This is a genomic window from Pseudomonas sp. Sample_16, from assembly GCF_004307665.1.
Classification (GTDB): domain Bacteria; phylum Pseudomonadota; class Gammaproteobacteria; order Pseudomonadales; family Pseudomonadaceae; genus Aquipseudomonas.
Genome location: NZ_RCOB01000189.1, coordinates 47,859 through 68,988, shown reverse-complemented (window position 1 = coordinate 68,988; position 21,130 = coordinate 47,859). Strand labels below are relative to the sequence as shown.

Annotated in this window: 19 protein-coding genes and 1 pseudogene; 11 read left to right on the top strand and 9 right to left on the bottom strand. The window is 59.5% G+C overall.

Annotated elements, in window-relative coordinates; genetic code table 11:
* Positions 1-5: 5 nt before the first annotated feature.
* The 4 genes from D8U69_RS25210 (at position 6) to D8U69_RS25195 (ending at position 5,961) form a co-directional block, all read left to right on the top strand.
* Positions 6-1,343, top strand: coding sequence for a SidA/IucD/PvdA family monooxygenase (locus tag D8U69_RS25210; protein WP_130904183.1), 1,338 nt, complete (start codon positions 6-8; stop codon positions 1,341-1,343).
* 222 nt (positions 1,344-1,565) lie between these two features.
* Complete coding sequence (locus D8U69_RS25205; RefSeq protein WP_130904184.1) at positions 1,566-1,979, top strand: response regulator; 414 nt, start codon at positions 1,566-1,568, stop codon at positions 1,977-1,979.
* A 109-nt stretch (positions 1,980-2,088) separates the two neighbouring features.
* Positions 2,089-2,715 (top strand): response regulator transcription factor, encoded by a 627-nt coding sequence (locus D8U69_RS25200; protein WP_130904185.1) that lies wholly within the window; start codon positions 2,089-2,091, stop codon positions 2,713-2,715.
* A gap of 39 nt (positions 2,716-2,754) precedes the next feature.
* Positions 2,755-5,961: a transporter substrate-binding domain-containing protein gene (locus D8U69_RS25195; RefSeq protein ID WP_130908406.1), complete on the top strand. Its 3,207-nt coding sequence runs from the start codon at positions 2,755-2,757 to the stop codon at positions 5,959-5,961.
* Here D8U69_RS25195 and dkgB read toward each other — a convergent pair.
* Positions 5,958-6,761: a 2,5-didehydrogluconate reductase DkgB gene (gene dkgB / locus D8U69_RS25190; RefSeq protein ID WP_130908405.1), complete on the bottom strand. Its 804-nt coding sequence runs from the start codon at positions 6,759-6,761 to the stop codon at positions 5,958-5,960. The two genes, D8U69_RS25195 and dkgB, sit on opposite strands and share 4 nt — an antisense overlap.
* Here dkgB and D8U69_RS29550 point away from each other — a divergent pair.
* On the top strand, positions 6,760-6,897 hold the full coding sequence (locus D8U69_RS29550; RefSeq protein ID WP_177434597.1) for a hypothetical protein: 138 nt from the start codon (positions 6,760-6,762) through the stop codon (positions 6,895-6,897). The two genes, dkgB and D8U69_RS29550, sit on opposite strands and share 2 nt — an antisense overlap.
* A 128-nt stretch (positions 6,898-7,025) precedes the next feature.
* On the opposite strand, the gene D8U69_RS25185 is transcribed toward D8U69_RS29550, so the two are convergent.
* Entirely contained in the window at positions 7,026-7,565 is a 540-nt protein-coding gene (locus tag D8U69_RS25185) for a PaaI family thioesterase (RefSeq protein WP_130908404.1), read from the bottom strand.
* A gap of 235 nt (positions 7,566-7,800) precedes the next feature.
* On the opposite strand from D8U69_RS25185, the gene D8U69_RS25180 reads away from it, so the two are divergent.
* Positions 7,801-8,667, top strand: a complete 867-nt coding sequence (locus D8U69_RS25180) for a pirin family protein (RefSeq protein WP_056854864.1) — start codon at positions 7,801-7,803, stop codon at positions 8,665-8,667.
* 147 nt (positions 8,668-8,814) lie between these two features.
* Positions 8,815-10,257 carry a mechanosensitive ion channel family protein gene (locus D8U69_RS25175; RefSeq protein ID WP_130908403.1) on the top strand — a complete coding sequence of 481 codons (1,443 nt, stop codon included), beginning with the start codon at positions 8,815-8,817 and terminating at the stop codon, positions 10,255-10,257.
* 21 nt (positions 10,258-10,278) lie between these two features.
* On the opposite strand, the gene D8U69_RS25170 is transcribed toward D8U69_RS25175, so the two are convergent.
* Both D8U69_RS25170 and D8U69_RS25165 read right to left on the bottom strand, forming a co-directional pair.
* Positions 10,279-11,238, bottom strand: coding sequence for a FecR domain-containing protein (locus tag D8U69_RS25170; RefSeq protein ID WP_130908402.1), 960 nt, complete (start codon positions 11,236-11,238; stop codon positions 10,279-10,281).
* A complete protein-coding gene (locus D8U69_RS25165; protein ID WP_056854861.1) occupies positions 11,238-11,744 on the bottom strand; it encodes a sigma-70 family RNA polymerase sigma factor in 507 nt (168 codons plus the stop codon). The genes D8U69_RS25170 and D8U69_RS25165 overlap by 1 nt, the downstream gene beginning before the upstream one ends.
* Before the next feature lie 213 nt (positions 11,745-11,957).
* On the opposite strand from D8U69_RS25165, the gene D8U69_RS25160 reads away from it, so the two are divergent.
* The gene (locus tag D8U69_RS25160) at positions 11,958-12,398 is read left to right on the top strand and encodes a carboxymuconolactone decarboxylase family protein (protein WP_056854860.1); all 441 of its coding nucleotides are present in this window, start codon (positions 11,958-11,960) and stop codon (positions 12,396-12,398) included.
* A 221-nt stretch (positions 12,399-12,619) separates the two neighbouring features.
* Here D8U69_RS25160 and D8U69_RS25155 read toward each other — a convergent pair.
* The 4 genes and pseudogenes from D8U69_RS25155 to D8U69_RS25140 all read right to left on the bottom strand — a co-directional run bounded on the left by D8U69_RS25155 (position 12,620) and on the right by D8U69_RS25140 (position 15,267).
* Positions 12,620-12,888: pseudogene (locus D8U69_RS25155) on the bottom strand (type II toxin-antitoxin system RelE/ParE family toxin).
* Positions 12,878-13,069, bottom strand: coding sequence for an antitoxin (locus D8U69_RS25150; RefSeq protein WP_130908401.1), 192 nt, complete (start codon positions 13,067-13,069; stop codon positions 12,878-12,880). The pseudogene D8U69_RS25155 and the gene D8U69_RS25150 overlap by 11 nt, the downstream one beginning before the upstream one ends.
* 237 nt (positions 13,070-13,306) lie before the next feature.
* Positions 13,307-14,488, bottom strand: coding sequence for an acetyl-CoA C-acyltransferase family protein (locus tag D8U69_RS25145; RefSeq protein WP_056854858.1), 1,182 nt, complete (start codon positions 14,486-14,488; stop codon positions 13,307-13,309).
* Positions 14,485-15,267, bottom strand: a complete 783-nt coding sequence (locus D8U69_RS25140; RefSeq protein WP_130908400.1) for an enoyl-CoA hydratase-related protein — start codon at positions 15,265-15,267, stop codon at positions 14,485-14,487. The genes D8U69_RS25145 and D8U69_RS25140 overlap by 4 nt, the downstream gene beginning before the upstream one ends.
* A gap of 217 nt (positions 15,268-15,484) precedes the next feature.
* Between D8U69_RS25140 and D8U69_RS25135 the strand changes: the two genes are divergently transcribed.
* From D8U69_RS25135 to D8U69_RS25125, 3 genes are read left to right on the top strand one after another with little or no spacing between them, the layout of a single operon-like run.
* Positions 15,485-16,591 (top strand): polyamine ABC transporter substrate-binding protein, encoded by a 1,107-nt coding sequence (locus D8U69_RS25135; protein ID WP_130908399.1) that lies wholly within the window; start codon positions 15,485-15,487, stop codon positions 16,589-16,591.
* A gap of 39 nt (positions 16,592-16,630) precedes the next feature.
* Complete coding sequence (locus D8U69_RS25130; protein WP_130908398.1) at positions 16,631-18,049, top strand: aminotransferase; 1,419 nt, start codon at positions 16,631-16,633, stop codon at positions 18,047-18,049.
* A complete protein-coding gene (locus tag D8U69_RS25125; RefSeq protein WP_130904192.1) occupies positions 18,046-18,954 on the top strand; it encodes a helix-turn-helix transcriptional regulator in 909 nt (302 codons plus the stop codon). Before D8U69_RS25130 ends, D8U69_RS25125 begins: the two co-directional genes overlap by 4 nt.
* Before the next feature lie 56 nt (positions 18,955-19,010).
* Here D8U69_RS25125 and paaZ read toward each other — a convergent pair whose 3' ends face one another.
* Positions 19,011-21,080, bottom strand: a complete 2,070-nt coding sequence (gene paaZ, locus D8U69_RS25120) for a phenylacetic acid degradation bifunctional protein PaaZ (RefSeq protein ID WP_130904193.1) — start codon at positions 21,078-21,080, stop codon at positions 19,011-19,013.
* Positions 21,081-21,130: the final 50 nt, after the last annotated feature.

Here is a 21,130-nt window from a genome sequence, read left to right as displayed (position 1 = left end):
TGGAAATGACACAGGCAATTGCATCGCCCATCGTTCACGACCTGATCGGCGTCGGCTTCGGCCCTTCGAACCTGGCGCTGGCCATCGCTCTGCAAGAGCGCGGTCCGATCCAGGGCGAACTGGATGTGCTGTTTCTCGACAAACAGGCGAACTACAGCTGGCACGGCAACACGCTGTCGACCCAGAGCGAGTTGCAGATTTCCTTCCTCAAGGACCTGGTGACCTTGCGCAACCCGACCAGCCCTTATTCGTTCGTCAATTACCTCAAGGCCCACGGGCGCCTGGTCGACTTCATCAACCTGGGCACCTTTTATCCATGCCGCATGGAGTACAACGACTACCTGCGCTGGGTTGCCGCGCAATTCGAGCGTCAGAGCCGCTACGGCGAAGAAGTGCTGACCATCGAGCCGGTGCTGCACAACCAGCAGGTTGAAGCGCTACGCGTGATTTCCCGTGATTCGACGGGCCATCAACATGTGCGCACCGCGCGTGCCGTGGTGGTCAGCGCCGGTGGCACGCCGCGTATTCCCGAAGCGTTCAAGGCGCTGAAAGAGGATGGCCGGGTGTTCCATCATTCGCAGTACCTGGCGCAAATGGCCAGGCAGCCGTGCGTGAACAACCAGCCGATGAGCATCGCGATCATCGGTGGTGGGCAGAGTGCGGCGGAAGCGTTCATCGATCTCAACGACAGCTTTCCTTCGGTGCAGGTCGACATGATTCTGCGCGGCTCGGCGCTCAAGCCAGCCGACGACAGCCCATTCGTCAACGAAGTCTTCTCGCCGGAGTTCACCGACCTGGTATTCCACCAGCAGAGCAGCGAGCGTGAGCGTCTGGTCAACGAGTACCACAACACCAACTACTCGGTCGTGGACATCGACCTGATCGAACGCATCTACGGTATTTTCTATCGCCAGAAAGTCTCGGGGATTGCCCGTCACGCGTTCCACACCCTGACCACCATCGAGACAGCCACCGCCACTGAGCGCGGTATCGAACTGGCGGTGCGCAACAATGCCACCGGCGAAGTCACGGCTCGCCATTACGATGCGGTAGTGCTGGCCACCGGATACGAGCGGCAGATGCACCGAAAACTGCTGGCACCGCTGCAAGCGTATCTGGGTGATTTCGAGGTGGACCGCAATTACAAGGTGATCACCGACGAACGCTGCAAGGCGGGCATTTATATGCAGGGCTTCTGCCAGGCCAGCCATGGCTTGAGCGACACGTTGCTGTCGATCCTGCCGATCCGCGCCGATGAAATCGCTGGCTCACTGTATGACCATGGCAAGCATCGCGGGCACGCCAGTTCGGTGGAGGATCTGTTATTGGCGACTGCCAGCTAAAGATTTGCCGGCTGCACAAGCGTTATCGCGGGCCCGCTCCCACAGTTCGATCTTTGATCACACATTTTTGTGTCCACTGAAGATCCCTGCGTGAGCGGGCTTGCCTGCGATTGCGCTCTGATAAACCGAACCGGTGCATTGGTATTTGGGAAAAGTCCTACAGAAAGGCCTTCGGGTCTTCCGTAGTCTTGCCACCTCAATAATCTGACCGGGGAGGCCACGTTGTTCAAAAAATCCATACGCATCCTGATCGCGGATGAACAACACTTTAACCGGCTAAGAATCGAGCGCTGGTTCAACCAGCTCGGTTATTACCGGGTGGCCCCGGTACAAGACATGGCAGAGCTGCTGGTTCTGGTGGAGTACGCCAGCGAGCCTTTCGATCTGTTGATCATCAACGCCGCAATGGGACACGGAAAACTCGACCTGCTGGATTTCTGCCTGGATAACCACCAGCTCGATCGCGTGATGATCTACGACGGCCAGCGCGCGCAACTGCCTGCAATCGCGCTCTGCGCGCAGCGCAAAGTCAGTGTTAGCCATGCCTTGTTGCCGGATCTCGCTTCGATCCAGCGGCTGATGGCCCTCGCGGATTCACGGCGACCGTCTGTCGGCACTGTCATTTCTGTCAGGTAGTTTCGCCTCGCTTTCCATGCAACAGTCCAGGCGCAGCCGCTGCGTCTGATTCGAGCCTTGCTCGAAGACTGTCAGCGCCCGTTTATCGTGTAATTGCCCAGGAGTTGCCATGAAGTCAGTGCTGATTGTGGACGATCATCCGGTGATTCGCGGCGCAGTCAAAATCGTCCTCAAGCTGGAAGGGTACAAACGCATCCACGAAGCCTCCACCGGTAATGAAGTCCTGCCGATGATCCGTGAACACCAACCGGAACTGGTGATACTGGACCTGAACCTGCCGTTTCTCGATGGGCTTGATGTGTTGGCTCGCATCAAGGCGGGCGAGGTGAATTGTCGCGTGGTGGTCTTTACCTCTCAGGAGCCGTCGTTTTATCAGGACCGCTGCATGCGCGCCGGAGCCGCTGCCTATGTCGCCAAGACCAACGACCTTGAGCACCTGCACAAGGCGGTGCACGCGGTGATGGGCGGATACACCTACTTCTCGCGGCTGCCCACAAGTTCAGTCTCGATGAGCACGTTGCAGCGCAGTGAAAAACAGATGATCGACAATCTGTCAGACCGGGAGTTGACGATTTTTCAGCATCTGGCCCGCGGAATGAGCAACAAGACCATCGCCGACATCATGCATTTGAGCCACAAGACCGTCAGCACCTACAAAACCCGTTTGATTGAAAAACTCAACGTGGATTCGTCGGTGCATTTGCGGGATCTTGCCCGGCGTAATCATTTGATCTGAGAGAACGCCATCGAACTTTCGCGCAGCTTTAGAAAACGTTTGTTGCTGGTGCTTTGTTTGTGGGCATCGAGTGTCTGTGCGCAACCGCAAACACTGACGCTGCTCGGGCGCTCCAGCGTGGAAGGAGATATCGTCCAACTGTCGGAAGCCGATGCACGCTGGCTGCAGCAAAAACGTCGATTGGTGCTGGCGGTGTCAGCACCCGACTATCCACCTTTCGACATCACCACCACGGGACATGCCCTGGAGGGGCTGACGGCAGACTATGCCGACCTGCTCAAACAGTTGTTGCAGACAGAGATTGAAGTTCACCGCTACGCCACACGCGCCGAGGCGGTGCAGGCCCTCAAGCAAGGAGCGGCCGACCTGCTGGGAACGGCCAACAGTTATGAGGCGCAAGACCCGCAGTTACAGATGTCCAGTACCTATGCCGTCGATCAACCTGTGTTGGTCACCCGTACCGACTCACCGCAAACGCTGGACCGGGCGCTGGCCGGCAAACGCCTGGCGATGCTGTATCACTACTTGCCGGAAAAGTACGTGCGGCAGTTCTATCCCGGGGCTCGTGTAGAGTTGTTTCCTTCGACGCTGGGCGCGGTGGGGGCTGTGGCGTTCGGGCAAGCGGATATCTACCTGGGCGATGCCATCAGTGCCCATTACCTGATCAGCAAGAACTACCTGAACAACGTTCGACTGGCGAAATTTTCCTCCATTGAACCGGGCCGATTTGCGTTTGCCCTGGCCGGTGACAATCGCCGGTTATTGCGCATCGTCAACCAGGCATTGGCGGCGATCAGCGCCAATGAACAGATCAGCATCTTGCGCCGCTGGGGCGCAGGGGGGGCCACTGTTTCCGGCACCCAGCCATTGCAGCTAAGCGTGGTCGAGCAGCGCTGGCTCAAACAAAACCCGCGTTTGCGGGTGGCGATCAATGAAAACATGATGCCCATTTCATTTTTCGACAGTGAAGGCCGATTTCGCGGTATTGCTGCCGACGTTTTGGAAAAAGTCAGCCTGCGCACCGGTTTGAAGTTCGATATGCGACCGACCCAATCCGTCGCTGAAATGCTTGAGTGGATCAGGACCGGTCAGGTGGACCTTGTCGCGGGGATCAGCCCCAGTATTGAACGCGAAGCCCAATTGCTATTCACCCGTCCGTTCCTCACCAGTCCGAATGTGCTGGTCACCCGCGTGGAGCCGGGCAGCCCCGCGACCCTCGATGACATGGCCGGCAAAACACTTGCCGTTACCCAAGGCAACAGTGCTGGCGAATTCATCCGTCAGAATTTTCCGCAGATCCGGCTGGTCAACGCATCGTTGACGGCGGATGCGATGGAGAAGGTCGCGCAGGGCAGGGCCGATGGCGGTATCAATTCGTTGATCGGCGCCCGCTACATGATTTCGCGGCTGTATCGTGGGCGATTGCAAGTGACCAGCACCGTCGGCGTCGAACCTGCTCGCGGCACGCTGGCGACCAGTCGAAACGCGACAGAGTTGCATTCGATACTGGACAAGGCGTTGCTGAGCATTGCCCCCGAAGAAATCGACGAGATGACTCAGTATTGGCGCAATGACCTGATGCTCGAACAGAGTTACTGGTTGCGCCATCGCCAGCAAATTCTTCAGGCCTTTGCGGTCGCCGGCAGTTTGTTGTTGCTCGCTTTGGCCTGGATTGCCTGGCAGCGTCGGCAGATCCGTCAGCGCCAGCAATTGCTTGCCCAATTGCAAGACGCCAAGGAGGCGGCCGATGAGGCAAACCGGGCGAAGACCACGTTTCTGGCAACCATGAGCCATGAAATTCGTACGCCCATGAATGCCTTGATCGGCATGCTGGAACTGGCGCTGAAAAGGGCGGACGAGGGCGTGACCGACCGTGCGGCCATCGAGGTGGCGTCCAATGCCGGGCAACAGTTACTGGGGTTGATTGGCGACATTCTGGACATTGCGCGCATTGAGTCCGGTCATCTGTCGCTGACCCCGGAGCGGGCCAATCTGCAGGACCTGGTGCTCTCGGTGGGTCGGGTGTTTGAAGGCCTGGCGCAGCAAAAGAACCTGCGCTGGCGGGTCGAACTTGAGGAACACAGCGACCGCGATGTGCTGGTCGATCCCACGCGCTTCAAGCAGGTGTTGTCCAACCTGTTGAGCAACGCGATCAAATTCACCCAAGAAGGTGAGGTCAGCCTGACTCTGCGCACGGTGTCGACGTCATCCGATCGATTGGCGGTCAGCCTGCGTGTAGAAGACAGCGGCATCGGCATCAGCACCGCGGACCAGCAGCGATTGTTCAGCCCCTTCGTGCAGGCCGGCAATAGCCGGCAATCTGGCCGCCAGGGTTCCGGTCTTGGACTGGTGATCAGCCGCACGATATGCGAAATGATGGGCGGCCGATTACATCTCCACAGTGTGCTCGGAAGCGGTACGCAAGTGGACATCAACCTTGAGCTGATCGCGCTGCAACCGTTGCCGGCCATTGAAGTACACAAGCATGACGACCTGCCACCCACTCGAGCGCTGTTGATTCTGGTGGTTGACGATTATCCGGCGAATCGCTTGTTGCTTTCGCGGCAGTTGAGCTACCTGGGGCATCACGTGCTGTTGGCGGAAGATGGCCAGCAGGGTTTCGAGCAGTGGCGCGGGCACGAAGTGGACCTGGTCATCACCGATTGCAACATGCCGGTTGCCAGTGGTTATGAACTGGCGGGTGCGATCCGCGATGAAGAACGGTTCGAGGGCGGATCACCGACATTGATTCTGGGGTTTACCGCCAATGCACAGCCGGAGGAAAAAATCCGCTGTATCGAGGCGGGTATGGACGATTGTCTGTTCAAACCGATTCGATTGGGCGACTTGAGCAAATGGCTGGCCGAAAGGTTCGGCCACCTCCCGACGGGCGCGAACGAACAACGGCCAAACGCCGAGATCGACTTGAGCGGTTTGGCGAAGTATGTCGGTGCGGACGATGAACTGATCGCCGAATTGCTGCGCGACGTAATGGCGACTAATCGCGATGATCGCGCGCGTCTGCTGCAGGCACATGTCACCCACAATTATCCTCTCCTGCAAGAGCTGGCGCACCGTATCAAGGGCGGCGCGCAGATGGTTCGTGCGCAGTCATTGGTGACGTGTTGCGAACAACTGGAGCGTGCCTGCGGCGAGGGCCGCGCTTCGCTGATCGACGCCGCCGTCGATCAGCTGCAACAGGCGATGACGCGCCTGGACCGTAGTCTTGAGGTCAGGCGCGATTAATCCCAGTTCGGTGCGATGCCTTTGGGGCTGGTCAGGCGTTGGCCGCGATCCAGGCTGCAGATCAGCGCCATGTCGGCGTCACTCAACTGCATGCCACAGGCCTTGAGGTTGCTGGCGAGGTTGATGCGTTTGGTCGACGAAGGAATCACCGCGTACTCCAACTGCATGGCCCAAGCCAGGGTGACCTGTGCCGGTGTCGCCTGAAGGCGCTCGGCGATGTGTGCAATGACCGGGTCCTTGAGTACTTCGCCATAGGCCAGGGTCATGTACGACGTGATCTGGATACCCTGGCTTTGCGCGAACTCGACCACCTTGCGGTTTTGCAAGTACGGGTGCAGTTCGATCTGGTGGGTGGCGATGTTTTCGGCACCGACGGCAGCGATCGCCCGTTGCATCAGGTCGATGGTGAAGTTCGACACGCCGATCTGCCGAGTCAGGCCCAGGCGCTTGGCTTCGAGCAGGGCGCCCATGAATTCTTCGACCGATACCTGGTCTTCGGGCGAGGGCCAGTGGATCAGCGTCAGGTCCAAGTAGTCGGTCTGCAGTTTTTGCAGGCTTTCCTTGAGGCTTTCAAGCAGACGATCCTTGGCGAAATTGGCCACCCAGATCTTGCTGGTGATGAACAGCTCTTGCCGGGGGATGCCGCTGGCGGCAATGGCTTCACCGACTTCAGCTTCGTTTTCGTAGATTTGCGCGGTGTCGATGGCCCGGTAGCCAAGTTCCAGAGCGGTGCTGACCGAATCAATGACCACCTGGCCTTGCAAGCGAAAAGTACCAAGACCGAATGCGGGAACAGACATGAATGACTCCAGAGGTTGCAGTGAGAATGCACTGAGTATCCGCGCCTGCATTCGCGGGAAAAACCGCTGGATGGGCAAAGCAATGTTTACCGTAAGTCAAGAAACGCTGTATTCCGGTGAGGTTATCGACGTTTGAAATGTCCTCTTCGCGAGCGACCCCGCTCCCACATTTAATCTTCAGTGAGCACGGGCTTTTTTGTGTCCCATATAGATTAAATGTCTGAGTGGGCTCGCTTGCGAAGGCAGCACCGCGGTTCTGGAGCCTTACCCTCGAGCCTCAAGAATCATGCAAGTGGTCGTCCCTGTCGCATACAAGCGCCCATCCACATCATAAATCCGCCCTTCGGCCAGTGCTGTCGAGCGCCCCAGATGGACGATTTTGCCCTCGGCGCGCACCGGGCCGCTGGCGTTGTTCAAGGCGCGGACGTAGCTGATGCGCAGGTCCAGCGTGGTGTAGCCCTGGCCTTTTTTCAATTGCGTATGGATCGCACAACCCATGCAGGAGTCCAGCAACGTTGCGGCATAGCCACCGTGCACGGTGCCCAGCGGGTTGTAGTGCCTTGAATCGGGCGTGCCCTGAAAAACGAACAGCCCGGCGGACCATTCGATAGGGATGAAATCCATCAGCGCGCCAATGGGCGGTGAGGGCAGGTCACCGTTGCCGATGCCTTCGAAAAACTCGGCAGGCGACAGGGCGCTGACCTCGGCCATGGACAAACTGCCCGGCCCCTGAAGTCGGGCGCGCATGGCCTGTTCCTGGGCGATCCATTGGGCGAGGGTGGCTTCGCGGTTGGGGCTTTGCATATTCAAGACCTCGGGCAGGAGCGGATATTATGGTTGTAATTCTCGGTAATATTATGTCCGGAATAAAAAGTCCGCCAGTCCCATAAATCCTGAGCTTCTCACTATCAGAGGGTGTTGATGCCTTGCACCATCGTTCTCCCGATAGAACACAGAGACTGATTTTTGCAGTCTAGTGCAGCAAAGGTCATGGTTTTAAGCTTTGTCCATGGCCTTACTCACTTCATCAGGAGACACCATGAAAAACATCATTGGTATCTACACCAGTCCACGGACCCATTGGGTCGGCGACGGTTTTCCGGTGCGCACGCTGTTTTCCTACGACAACCTGGGCAAACACATCAGTCCGTTTCTGCTGCTCGATCACGCCGGCCCCGCCGAATTCACTCCGACCACCGAGCGACGTGGTGTGGGGCAGCATCCCCATCGCGGCTTTGAAACCGTGACGATCGTTTACAAAGGTGAAGTGGAACACCGCGATTCCACCGGCAGCGGCGGCAAGATCGGCCCCGGCGATGTGCAATGGATGACTGCCGCTTCCGGGATCCTGCATGAAGAGTTCCACTCCAGCGACTTCGCCAAAATCGGCGGCACGCTGGAGATGGTGCAACTGTGGGTCAACTTGCCGGCCAAGGACAAAATGGCCGAGCCCGGTTACCAGACAATCCTCGATGGCGATATCCCGAGCATCGCCTTGAAGGACAACGCCGGCCGCCTGCGATTGATTGCCGGCGAATTCGATGGCCATACCGGCCCTTCGCACACCTTCACGCCCATCGATGTCTGGGACCTGCGCCTCAATGGTGGCAAGTTGCTGACACTGGACTTGCACGAAGGTCGCAACACAGCAGTGGTGGTGCTGCGCGGCACGGTTCAGGTCAATGGTCTGGAACTGGTGCGAGAAGGGCAGCTGGCGCTGTTCGAGCGCAAGGGCGATCAGTTGAGCCTTGAAGCCAATAGCGACGCAGTGGTGCTGTTGCTCAGCGGCGAACCGATTGATGAACCTATCGTTGGTCACGGCCCGTTCGTGATGAACAGCGAGCAAGAAATCCACCAGGCGTTCGCCGATTTCCAGTCCGGCCGCTTCGGCCAGATGCACGGTTGATTGCAGGAGCTACCGCAGGTTGCGGTCTTTTGATCTTGATCTTCGGACGTTCTCGGAGCGATAAAAATCAGGATCAAAAGATCGCAGCCTGCGGCAGCTACAATGTGTGCGATATTTGCGTTCATTGTCCTGTGCCGGAGTTGCTTGATGCTGTCGTTGATCGCCGAACACCCGTTGATCTGCGCCTTGGTCCTGATCCTGATCGATATGGTCATGTGGCGCTTGATCGACGCCAACCACCACAGCTGGAAACTGTTCCTGCGGGTAGTGATTTTTTCGCTGTACAGCGTTTTGCTGTTCAACGAAGGCATGAACCCGATGGTGCCGGCGCCGTGGGCGGACAACGTGCCGTTGCACCTGGCGGCCACCGGTTTGCAGATCGCCTGGTGGTTGTTCGCCGCGCGCACCCTGACGGTGCTGATCGGCGCGGCGATGATGCAAAGGGTCGGGCACACCGGACGATTGCTCCAGGACTTGCTCGGCGCGCTGATATTCCTGATTGCTGTGATTGCCGCGCTGGCCTACGTGCTCGATTTGCCGGTCAAAGGCGTGCTGGCGACTTCCGGCGCGCTGGCGATCATCGTCGGCCTGGCGTTGCAGAGCACACTCAGCGATGTGTTCTCCGGGATCGTCCTCAATACCACCAAGCCCTACCAACTGGATGACTGGATTGCCATCGACGGCACCGAAGGTCGGGTTATCGACATCGACTGGCGGGCCACGCGGTTGCAGACCTCCCAGGGCAGCATGATCGTGATCCCCAACTCGCTCGCGGCCAAGGCCAAGATCACCAACTTCAGCCGGCCCAGTGACATGTTCGGCGTTTCCATCAGTTTGCAGGTCAGCCCCCATGTCCGTCCGCAAACCGTGATCGATGCTCTCGAGCGGGCCATGCAAGGCTGCCGCATTCTGCTGAGTGCGCCGGGGCCGAAGGTGGCGCTCAAAAGCTCCAGCGCTGCTGGCGCGGATTATGAAATCAGCGGGTTCGTTGCCTCGATGAGCGAAAAGCGCACGGTGCGCAATCAGCTGTTCGACCTGGCATTCCGGCACTTGCGGGCGTCCGGGATCAATTTGCTCTCGAGCGTCGAGCCCAATCCCGAGAGCGATTCTTCACGGCCACGGGCGTTGCTCGACAGTTCGCCGATTTTCTCGACCTTGCGCCAGGAAGAGAAAGAAACCTTCAGCCAGAACATGGCCCTGCAGACTTTCCGTGCCGGCGAGACGATCCTGGCGGCGGGGGAGGTCAGTCATCACTTGTTCATCATCGAATCCGGCGTGGTGTCGGTGACGTTGAACGTCCACGGCACGCTCATCGAAACCGGGCGCATGGGGCCAGGGGAAGTGATCGGCGAGGCTGGCATCCTCACCGACACATCGTCGGCTGCCGAGTTTGCCGCGAAGACTTTTTGCACGCTTTACCGTATTGAAAAGGACTACCTGAAACCGTGCCTGGATGCTCGCCACGACATCAACGATGCGATGAAAACCTTGCTGGATTTCCGCTTGCACAAGGTGCAGTCGCTGATTCAGGAAGAACCGGTTGTGGTGCGCAAGAAAGGGTTTTTGCAGTGGTTGCTCAAGCGCGCCTGACGGCGGTAAAGGTCGTCGGCGTCAGACCCGCGGCTCGACCGTCAACCAGTATTGGGTCATGCGGCTGATATTCAGCGGCAAGGTATCGCTGAGCAGGCGCAGGCTGGCGTCGGTGTCGCGCAGGGAAAATGCGCCCGACACACGCAGCCCGGCGACGTCCGGGTGGCAGCGCAATACCCCCGGGCGGTAGCGGCAAAGTTCGCTCAACAGTTCATCCAGACGCATGTTGTTGGCCAGCAGCATACCCTTGTCCCAAGCGACGGTGTTTAGGTCAAAACGCTGCGCAGCCTCGGCCCTGTCGAGCCTGAAGCGCTGACGCTCGCCAGCACTGAGGGTCGTGCTTTCGCGCAGTAATTGCGGGGTGACCACCACTTGCCCTTCGAGAACGGACACCTGACTTGTGGCGTTTTCTGTGCGCACGCAAAACCGGGTGCCCTGCGCATGAGCCGTGCCTTGCGGAGTTTCGACGATAAAGGGGCGCGCGCCGGGGTCTTTGGCGCTGCTGATCAACATTTCGCCATTGAGCAACAGGACGCGTCGCTCTTGCGGATTGAAAGCGATGTTCACCGCGCTGTCGGTGTTGAGCAGCAACTGGCTGCCATCGGGCAGTTGCAGGTTTTTCTGTTCACCCACGGCGGTGCGCTGATCGGCGGTCCATTGCTCCCAAGGCAGGTGTTGCGATGCCATACCCAAGGGCCCGGCAATAAACAACAAGCCCAGCCGGGTGAGGGTCTGTCGGCGACTCAAGCCCTCTTTGCGCGAAGCCCGTTGCAAAGTCTGCATGGCGAGGTTGGCCGGCACACCACGAAAATCCCCGAGCAGTACTTCGACCCGCTGCCAGGCCTGGGCATGCTCGGCACTGCGGCTGCGCCATTGGGCGATGGCCTGGTGATCGGCGGCCGTTGCCGTGCCGGAATGCAATTGCACCAGCCAGTCGGCGGCTTCGCCAAGAATCTGCGGGTTGATCATCGACGAATTCATCAGGCGACACTCAGGCAGGCAATGAACGCCGTGCGCATGTGGCGTTTGACGGTGATCAACGAGACATTCAAACGGGTGGCGATCTGCGCGTACGTAAGGCCCTCGATCTGCGACAGCAAGAACGTTTCGCGGGTGACGGCGGGCAGTTCCCGTAGCAGCGCTTCGATGCGCCACAGGGTTTCAAGGATCAGCAGACGGGTTTCCGGCGACGGCACTTCGGCCGCCGGCAAATGCGCGATGGTTTCCAGGTACGCGCGCTCGATGTCCTGCCGCCGCCAGCGGTCAATCACCAGGCCTTTGGCAATGTGCGTCAACAATGCCCGCGGCTCGCTGCCCAGCGGTTTCACCACCTGACGTGTCAACAAGCGCAGGAAGGTGTCGTGGGCCAGGTCGGCCGCATCACAACGGTTGCCCAGTTTGCGATGCAGCCAACTCTGCAGCCAACCGTGATGTTCGCTGTAGAGATGATGAACTTGCTGGTTCAGGGATTGATCGGCGGACGGCATGGCGGGCAAGTACTCGACTCGGGCATCCTGCGTGAGTGCAATTAAGAATTGATCGCATTCTAGTAGGGCGGGCCGAGTGATGGCAATTCACATTTCGTACTTTTCTTTCGGGGCCTGTGTCGGTGGTCTCCTCGACTTCTCGAATATTGGCTATTTGCCCAAAACACTCGCGAGACTAACGTAGCTCCACATCCATTTGCCCTGGAGCACACCATGCAACCGCGTATCGATTTCTACACCGCCAGCCCTGACGCCCTCAAAGCCATGATTGCGCTGGAAACCGCTGTATCCAAGCTGCCGCTGGAAAAGAACCTGATCGAACTGGTCAAGTTGCGCGCCTCGCAAATCAACGGTTGTGCCTTCTGCATCGACATGCACACCGCTGACGCGATCAAAGGCGGCGAAACCCCACGCCGTCTGTTTGCCGTGACTGCCTGGCGTGAAGCGCCATTCTTCACCGAACGTGAACGCGCCGCTCTGCTGTGGACCGAATCGCTGACCCAGCTCAGCCTGACCCACGCCCCGGATGAAGATTACGAGGTGGTCGCGGCCCAGTTCAGCCCCAAGGAACTGGTCGACCTGACAGTCGCCATCAACACCATCAACAGCTGGAACCGCCTGGCCGTCGGCTTCCGCAAAACCCCTCAGGCCTGATTTTCAGGAACAGTGCCGAGGCTCAATGGGCATCGGCACTTGGCGTGGGCGGTGGTTGCTCCTTGCGCATCAAGGGCACCATCGCTTTCCGGTTATGTCATTTGCTTGCCTGTCGGCAGAAAAATTGCGATCTGGCATAAGGCATTGCACATTTCAGGTGCAGGCTTCAACGGACCAAGGTATTCAGACGTAGAACCACACCAACCCAGCACTGTTAGGCTTCACGGGTATTCTTGCCTGGCATGCAAAACGGATACGATTTCGATTCGATCCGTCACCCGGTAGACACCAGATAATTGGGATGAACAACAATCTCCCGCGTACCGGGTACGCGACCGAATCGATATAGGTAGGGATGTTGCGGAAGGGCTGAGGTAGCAACCTCAATGGCTTGGTACAGCTCGCTAGCGGCTACAAGGTGGCGGTCGCCGATGTAATCAATGATTTGCCACAGCTCAGTTCGGGCTTCGGGTCGCCACTCAACCAGCATTGAGCTTATTGCGCTTGCTTTCGATTAGGGCGCGCAGGTCAGCCATTACCTGATCGTGCGGAACATTCGGGCGTGGATCATCGAGCGATGTCTGTACTTTTGCACGGAACCAACGGTCGTAGCTGGTGGCTTGCTCTTCGGTTTCAAACTCTGAAACGATGAGGGAAAGTTCAGCGCTCATTGAGTGACCTCCGGGATCGATACCTGGCAGTCTAATCAGTCGGTGGCTCACTGTCGTGGATTTCAAGAGTGCATCATGCCCAGCAACTGCATCTTCTGATCATCGTGCTGACCGAAAGTCTGTTGTCGGATCCGGGTTTCACTCGGTGCTGTGGAAGCTGCCGCAGGCTGCGACCTTATAAAGACAAGGTCAAAAGATCGCAGCCTGGTTTCACTCGACAGCCCCTACGGCAAGGGGTTAGACGCGCTCGAAAATCGCCGCGATCCCCTGGCCACCACCGATGCACATGGTCACCAGCGCGTAGCGGCCGTTGGTGCGGTGCAGTTCGTGGATGGCTTTGGTGGCGATGATCGCGCCGGTGGCGCCGACCGGGTGGCCCAGGGCGATGCCCGAGCCGTTCGGGTTGACTTTGGCCGGGTCGAGGTCGAGTTCCTGGCTGACCGCGCAGGCCTGGGCGGCGAAGGCGATGTTGGCTTCGACCACGTCCAGGTCAGCGACGGTCAGGCCGGCGCGTTTGAGTGCCAGGCGCGTGGCAGGGATCGGACCGAGGCCCATCAGTTCCGGTTCGACGCCGGCGTGGGCGTAGCTGACCAGGCGCGCGAGTGGCTTGAGGTTATTGACCTGGACAGCGGTGCCGGTAGCCATGACCAGGGCAGCGGCGCCGTCGTTCAGGCCCGAGGCGTTGCCGGCAGTCACCGAACCGTCTTTCTTGAACGCAGGCTTCATGCCGGCCAGTTGTTCCAGGGAGGTGGCACGCGGATGCTCGTCGACGCTGAACAGCTTGGTGCCCTTGCGATCCTGGATTTCCACGGTGGCGATTTGTTCGCTGAAGTAGCCGTTGGCAATCGCGTGGGCGGCGCGTTTCTGGTCTTCAAAGGCCAGGGCGTCTTGCATCTCGCGGGTGATGCCGTTGCGTGCGGCCACGTTTTCGGCGGTGATGCCCATGTGAATGCCATGGAACGGGTCATGCAGGATGCCGAGCATGTAGTCGATAACCTGGGCGTTGCCCATGCGCGAACCCCAGCGGGCGCTCGGCATCAGGTACGGGCCTCGGCTCATGGATTCGGCACCGGCACCGACGACGATGTCGGCGTCGCCGAGCATCAGGGTTTGCGCGGCGTTGATGATCGCTTGCAGGCCCGAACCGCACAGGCGGTTGACGTTGTAGGCCGGGGTTTCCTTGGGAATGCCGGCGTTCATCGCGGCAACCCGGGAAATGTAGGCGTCACGGGTTTCAGTCGGGATCACGTTGCCCATCACCAAATGGCCGACGAGCGCCGGGTCTACGGCGGCCCGCTCCAGGGCGGCTTTCACAGCGGTGGTCGCGAGGTCGGCCAATGGCACGTCCTTGAGCGAACCGCCGAAGGTACCGATGGCGGTACGGGCGGCGCTGACTACGAAGATGTCCGGGGTGTTCATGACTGGGCTCCTTTCGGTGGATTCTTATCTGTACTGCGATTGAGCAGGGCGTTCAAGGCTGTTTTTGCCTCATCGCTGTTGAGGCGCTGGATGAACAGCGTGTTTTCTTCGCGCAGGGTGGCCTGCAGTTCTTCCATACCCGGCTGCTTTATCAATTGCCGGGATTGGCGCAAGGCTTGCTGAGGCATCGCCAAAAAGCGCTGGGCAATTTTGGCGGCCGCGGCCAGGCACTGTTCGCCGTCATCGAAGGCTTGGTTGGCCAGGCCCCAGGCCACCGCTTCGCTGCCATCGAGGCTGTCACCCAATAGCAGCAGGCGCGCGGCACGGGCGTGGCCGAGCAGGCGAGGCAATAGCAGGCTGGCGCCAAATTCGGGGCACAGACCCAGATTGACGAACGGCGTACGCAGCTTGGCGTCGCGCGTAATCAGCACCTGATCGCAATGCAACAGCAGGGTGGTGCCGATACCGATGGCCGCTCCGCAAACTGCTGCGATCAACGGCTTTTGCAGGTGCGTCACGGCGCGCATCAGGCGAAACGCGGGGCTGTCCAGGTGCTTCGGCGGTTCCTGCAGGAAGTCCACCAGGTCGTTGCCACTGGTAAAACAGTTCGGGCCGCCGGTGATGATGATCGCCCCCACGGCATCGTCTTCATTCGCGGTAAGCAACAGGTCGGCCAGCCGCGTGTACATGCTGTTGGTCAGCGCGTTGAGCTTGTCCGGGCGGTCGATGGTCAGCGTCAGCACGCCATCGCGGTGTTCTTGTTTGATCAGGTCGGTCATGGCGGGCTCTCGCCGAGTCGGTTCAACGGGCACTTTAAGCGCCAGGCAAACCCTGCCGCTATGCCAAAACGGGTCAACCGGGCTGATGCTTTTTGCCATGTCGCCGGCCCATCGGGTGTTCACACCCATTCGGGGTATGGTGCCGACCTGTGAATCCGCCAATAGTAGGTACATCCGCTCATCCAGAGCCGAACTCGCTTGATAAGGTGCATTTGCTATGGGCAAGACACTGCTTAAGGTGATTTCCAGTCTGTTTGTTGTACCGCTGACCCTGAATGCCTACGCCGCTGAGGTAAACGACAGCAACACGCTGCGGCTTTATAACTGGGCGGATTACATCGGCGAGAAAACCCTCGCCGATTTCGAAAAAGCCACCGGCATCAAAGTCATCTACGACACCTTTGATGCTTACGAAACGGTGCAGGCCAAGTTGCTCACCGGGCACTCCGGCTATGACCTGATCGTGCTCAACGCGTCCCTCGCACCGCCGCTGATCCAGGCCAAGGTGTTCCAGCCACTGGACAAGAAACTGCTGCCGAGTTGGACCAACCTCGATCCGAAAATCTTGCAGGACCTGCAAGGTTTCGACCCCGGCACGATGTATTCCGCGCCCTATACCTGGGGCAGCAATGGCATCACCTACAACGTCGACAAGATCAAGGAGCGCATGCCGGACGCGCCCATCGGTTCGCTGGCGATGATTTTCGATCCGAAAATTGTTTCGCGCTTCGCCGATTGTGGTGTGACCCTGGTCGATGCGCCGACCGAAGTGATTCCGCTGGCCCTCAAATACCTTGGCCGCGATCCGCGTAGCGCCAAGCCAGAGGACCTGAAAGCCGCGCAGGAACTGCTGTTGTCGGTGCGGCCATACATTCGCAAATTCGACTCGGTCAATTACCTGACCAGCCTGCCCAATGGCGACGTGTGCATGGCGATGACCTGGTCCGGCGACTACGCCACAGCCATGGCCCGCGCCGAAGAAGCCAAGTTGAACATCAACCTGTCCTACTTCATTCCCAAGGAAGGTTCGTTGATCTGGTTCGACAACCTTTACATCCCGGCCGACGCGCCCCACGTCGCCAATGCCCACAAGTTCCTGGAGTACCTGATGCAGCCGCAGGTGATGGCGGACGTCACCGACTACATCCATTACGCCAACAGCAACGCCGCGGCCACGCCTTTGTTGAAGGCCGATGTACGCAACAACCCGGCGATTTACCCCGATGCCGAAACCCGCGAACGGCTGTTTCCGCAGAAGACTCAGGACGGCAAGGACATGCGGGCCATGACCCGGGTCTGGAGCACCGTCAAGAGCGGCATTTGATTGGTTCGAACGTTAGTCAATTCGGTTAGAGGTTTACTTATGGCGACGCCAACACGCAGCGTTTTTTCCCCAGCGGATGAATCCCGGCTGGTCAAAGCCGACAAGGCCCACCATATGCACGGCTATCACGTGTTCGACGAGCACGCCGAACAGGGTTCGCTGAACATCGTCGCCGGAGACGGCGCCTACATCTATGACACCCAGGGCAACCGCTTCCTCGATGCAGTGGGTGGCATGTGGTGCACGAATATCGGCCTGGGGCGTGAAGAAATGGCCGACGCCATCGCTGACCAGGTACGGCAATTGGCCTATTCGAATCCGTTTTCCGACATGTCGAACAACGTCGCCATCGAGCTCTGCGAGAAGCTCGCCAGCCTGGCGCCGGGGGATCTCGATCACGTGTTCCTGACCACCGGCGGCTCCACCGCTGTGGACACCGCGTACCGACTGATCCAGTACTACCAGAACTGCCGTGGAAAACCGCAAAAGAAGCACATCATTGCGCGCTTCAACGCGTACCACGGCTCTACCACACTGACCATGTCGATCGGCAACAAGGCTGCCGACCGGGTGCCGGAGTTCGATTACGCCAACCCGCTGATCCATCACGTTTCCAACCCCAACCCGTACCGTGCACCAGACGGCATGGATGAGGCGCAGTTTCTCGAATTTCTGGTCAAGGAATTCGAAGACAAGATCCAGTCGATTGGCGCTGACAAGGTCGCGGGTTTCTTCGCCGAGCCAGTGATGGGCTCGGGCGGGGTGATCATTGCGCCCAAGGGCTATCTCAAGTGCATGTGGGAAGTCTGCCAGCGCTACGACATTCTGTTCGTCGCCGACGAAGTGGTGACTTCGTTCGGACGCCTGGGCAAGTTCTTCGCCTCCCTCGATGTGTTCGATGTGCAACCCGACATCATCACCACTGCCAAGGGCCTGACCTCGGCTTACCTGCCGCTGGGCGCGTGCATCTTTTCCGAGCGCATCTGGAAAGTCATCGCCGAACCGGGCAAGGGCCGTTGTTTCACCCACGGTTTCACTTACAGTGGCCATCCGGTGTGCTGCACGGCGGCGCTGAAAAACATCGAAATCATCGAACGAGAAAACCTGCTGGCCCATGTCGAGGATGTCGGCGGCTATCTGGAACAACGTTTGGCGACGCTGCGGGACTTGCCGTTGGTGGGCGATGTGCGCTGCATGAAGCTGATGGCGTGCGTGGAGTTTGTCGCGGACAAACGCACCAAGGAACTGTTTGCCGACGAGATCAACATTGGCGAGAAAATCCATTCGCGGGCCCAGGCCAAAGGCTTGCTGGTGCGGCCGATCATGCACCTCAACGTCATGTCGCCGCCGTTGATCCTCACCTATGCGCAAGTCGATGAGATCGTCGAGACCCTGCGGGTGTGCATCCTGGAGGTGGCGGCCGAACTTTCAGCGAACGGCCAGTACGCGGGCCAATGATTTCGTCGGTCAAGCTGTTACCAAGGGCTTGCGCAGCCGCTAGACTGCGGGGCATGAGCAAACCAGACGACAATACGCTGATCGCCATGCCCTTCGGGGCATTGCACAAATGGCATGGGGGAATGCGCGAGGCATTCGCCCATATCGATGAGCCTGACGCCCTGCAACACCTGGCATCCGCGTTGGCGCAACTGGCGGGCGTCGAGTCGATGATGATCAGCCTGGAGCGCAAGGACCGCGCGCCACAGTTGCTGCATCAGCGCGGGATTGCCCAGGAATATCAGGTGTCGATTCTTGAGCGTTATTTTGCCGGGGGCTATTTGCTCGACCCGTTCTGCCTGGCGGTGGAGCAGGGGCTGGCGCAAGGGTTCTATCACCTGGAAGAAATCGCCCCGGACCACTTCTTCGACAGCGACTACTACAAGACTTATTACCTGAACGCGGGCTGTTCCGAAGACAGCTACTACATTGTCGATACTGGCAATGACACGAAGATTTCACTCAGCCTGTTTCAGGGTTTCGGCGGTGAGTGCCTGTGCGCCGAGCAATTGAATCTGCTGCGCGCCGTGGAACCGCTGGTGCGTGAATTCATCAGTGAATTCAGCCAGCGCGGGATGCTGCGCAGTCGCGAGATCCAGTGCGACCAGGATCAGGGCCAACGCGATGATCTCAAGCATCGGGTGCAGTCGGCTTTCGAGCATTTCGGCAGCGATTTGCTGACCGAGCGCGAGCGGCAAGTGGCGCACATGGTCCTGCGCGGGCATTCGGTGAAGTCTACGGCCAGCCAGATGGGCATCTCGCCGGAAACCGTGCGCATGCACCGCAAGAACCTGTACCTGAAGCTGGAGGTGGGGTCGCAGTCGGAATTGTTTGCGCTGTTTATCGAGTGGTTGCGCAGGCACTGAGCCTTTCACGATCGTTCCCACGCTCTGCGTGGGAACGATCAGTCAATGGTGCGAGGTCAGTCTTCGCGTTTTACAACCAACGTTAAAATGTCATAGCTGGCCACCAGTTCGCCGAGTTGGTTGGTCACCTCCACATCCCACGCCACCACGCCTTGCGGAATTCCTTGAGGGCTCTTCTTGCCCTGGTCGATCTTGCGTTTGCAGGTCAGGCGCGCCTGGATGGTGTCGCCGATGCCCACCGGGTTGATGAAGCGCAAGGTGTCCAGGCCATAGTTGGCCAACACCGGCCCCGGCGCAGGCGACACAAACAGCCCGGCTGCCGCCGACAGCACGAAGTAACCGTGGGCAATGCGCTTGCCGAATTGCGATTCCTTGGCGGCGATCTCGTCGAAATGCATGTAGAAGTGGTCGCCCGACAGGCAGCCGAAGTTCACCAGATCGGCTTCAGTGACGGTGCGGCGGTGAGTCAGCAGCGATTCGCCGATCTGCAGGTCCTGGAAGTAACGACGGAACGGATGCACTTCGGTTTCGATGACCTTGGCACCACGCACGTACTCGCCGGTGACCGCCGCCAGCATGGTCGGCGAACCTTGAACCGCCGCGCGTTGCAGGTAGTGTTTCACCGCACGCAGGCCACCGAGTTCTTCACCGCCACCGGCGCGGCCCGGACCACCGTGCTTGAGTTGCGGCAGCGGCGAGCCGTGACCGGTGGATTCGCCAGCGGACTCACGGTCCAGCACCAGTAGCCGACCGTGCAATGCAGCCGCCACCGGAATGGCTTTGGCGGCGATGTGCGGATCCTTGGTGATCAAACTGGCCACCAGGCTGCCTTTGCCGCGTGCAGCCAGGGCCAAGGCTTCATCCAGATCATCGTAGGCCATCAAGGTGCTGACCGGGCCGAACGCTTCGATATCGTGGGCGCCGCCCTCGGCATGCGGGTCGCGGGCCTGCAACAGGGTTGGCGCGAAGAACGCGCCTTTGTCGACATTTTCACCACGCGGTTCAAAGCCATCGCGCGCGCCAAACAGCATGTCGCTGCTCTGCAACAGCGCTTGCAGACGTTCAGTCACGTCCTTCTGCTGGTCGTGGGACGCCAGCGCACCCATGCGCACGCCTTCCACCGACGGGTCGCCGACCACCACTTTGGCCAGGCGATCGCGCAGGCGGGTGGCGACTGCATCGATGTGCTTGGCCGGGACGATGGCGCGGCGGATGGCGGTGCATTTCTGCCCGGCCTTGGTGGTCATTTCCCTGGCGACTTCCTTGATGAACAGCTCGAACTCTTCGTCATCCGGGGTCACGTCCGGGGCGAGGATCGCGCAGTTCAGCGAGTCGGCTTCGGCATTGAACGGCACCGAATTGCGAATCAGGTTCGGGTTGACCCGCAGCTTGGCCGCGGTATCGGCCGAACCGGTGAAGGTCACCACGTCCTGGCCTTGCAGGCGGTCGAGCAGGTCGCCGGTGCCGCCGATGATCAATTGCAGGCTGCCGGCCGGCAACAGACCGGATTCGTCCATCAGTCGCACTACGGCTTCGGTCAGGTAGCTGGTGGCGCTGGCCGGCTTGACGATGCACGGCATGCCGGCGAGGAAGCTCGGGGCGAACTTTTCGAGCATGCCCCAGATCGGGAAGTTGAACGCATTGATGTGCACCGCCAGGCCGCCACGAGGCACCAGGATGTGGGTGCCGGCGAAGGTGCCCATTTTGCTCAGCTGCATCGCCGGGCCTTCATGGACGACGTTGCCCGACGGCAGTTCCCGCGAGCCGAGGCTGGCGTAGGTGAACAGCGTGCTGTTGCCGCCCTCGATGTCGATCCAGCTGTCGGCGCGGGTGGCGCCACTGTGGTGGGAAATCGCGTAGAGCTGTTCCTTGCGCTCGCTCAAGTACAGAGCCAACGCCTTGAGACGTTGGGCGCGTTGCTGGAAATCCAGCGCCATCAGGCCACTGATGCCCTGGCGGCGACCGTGCTCGATGGCTTCGGCGAAGTCCGGGCGCTCTTCATGGGTGTACGCAATATCGTGGCCGTCGATGGCACTGCGCAGGACTTGCGCGCCGTGTTGGCCGAGCCAGCGGCCGGCGATGAAGCTTTGCAGGGTTGGGGCATGCGGTGCAGTTGAGGAGGACATCAGGATTGCTCCGGGTATGGTCAGTGTCTGGCGCGGTTCGAGCCGCGCCG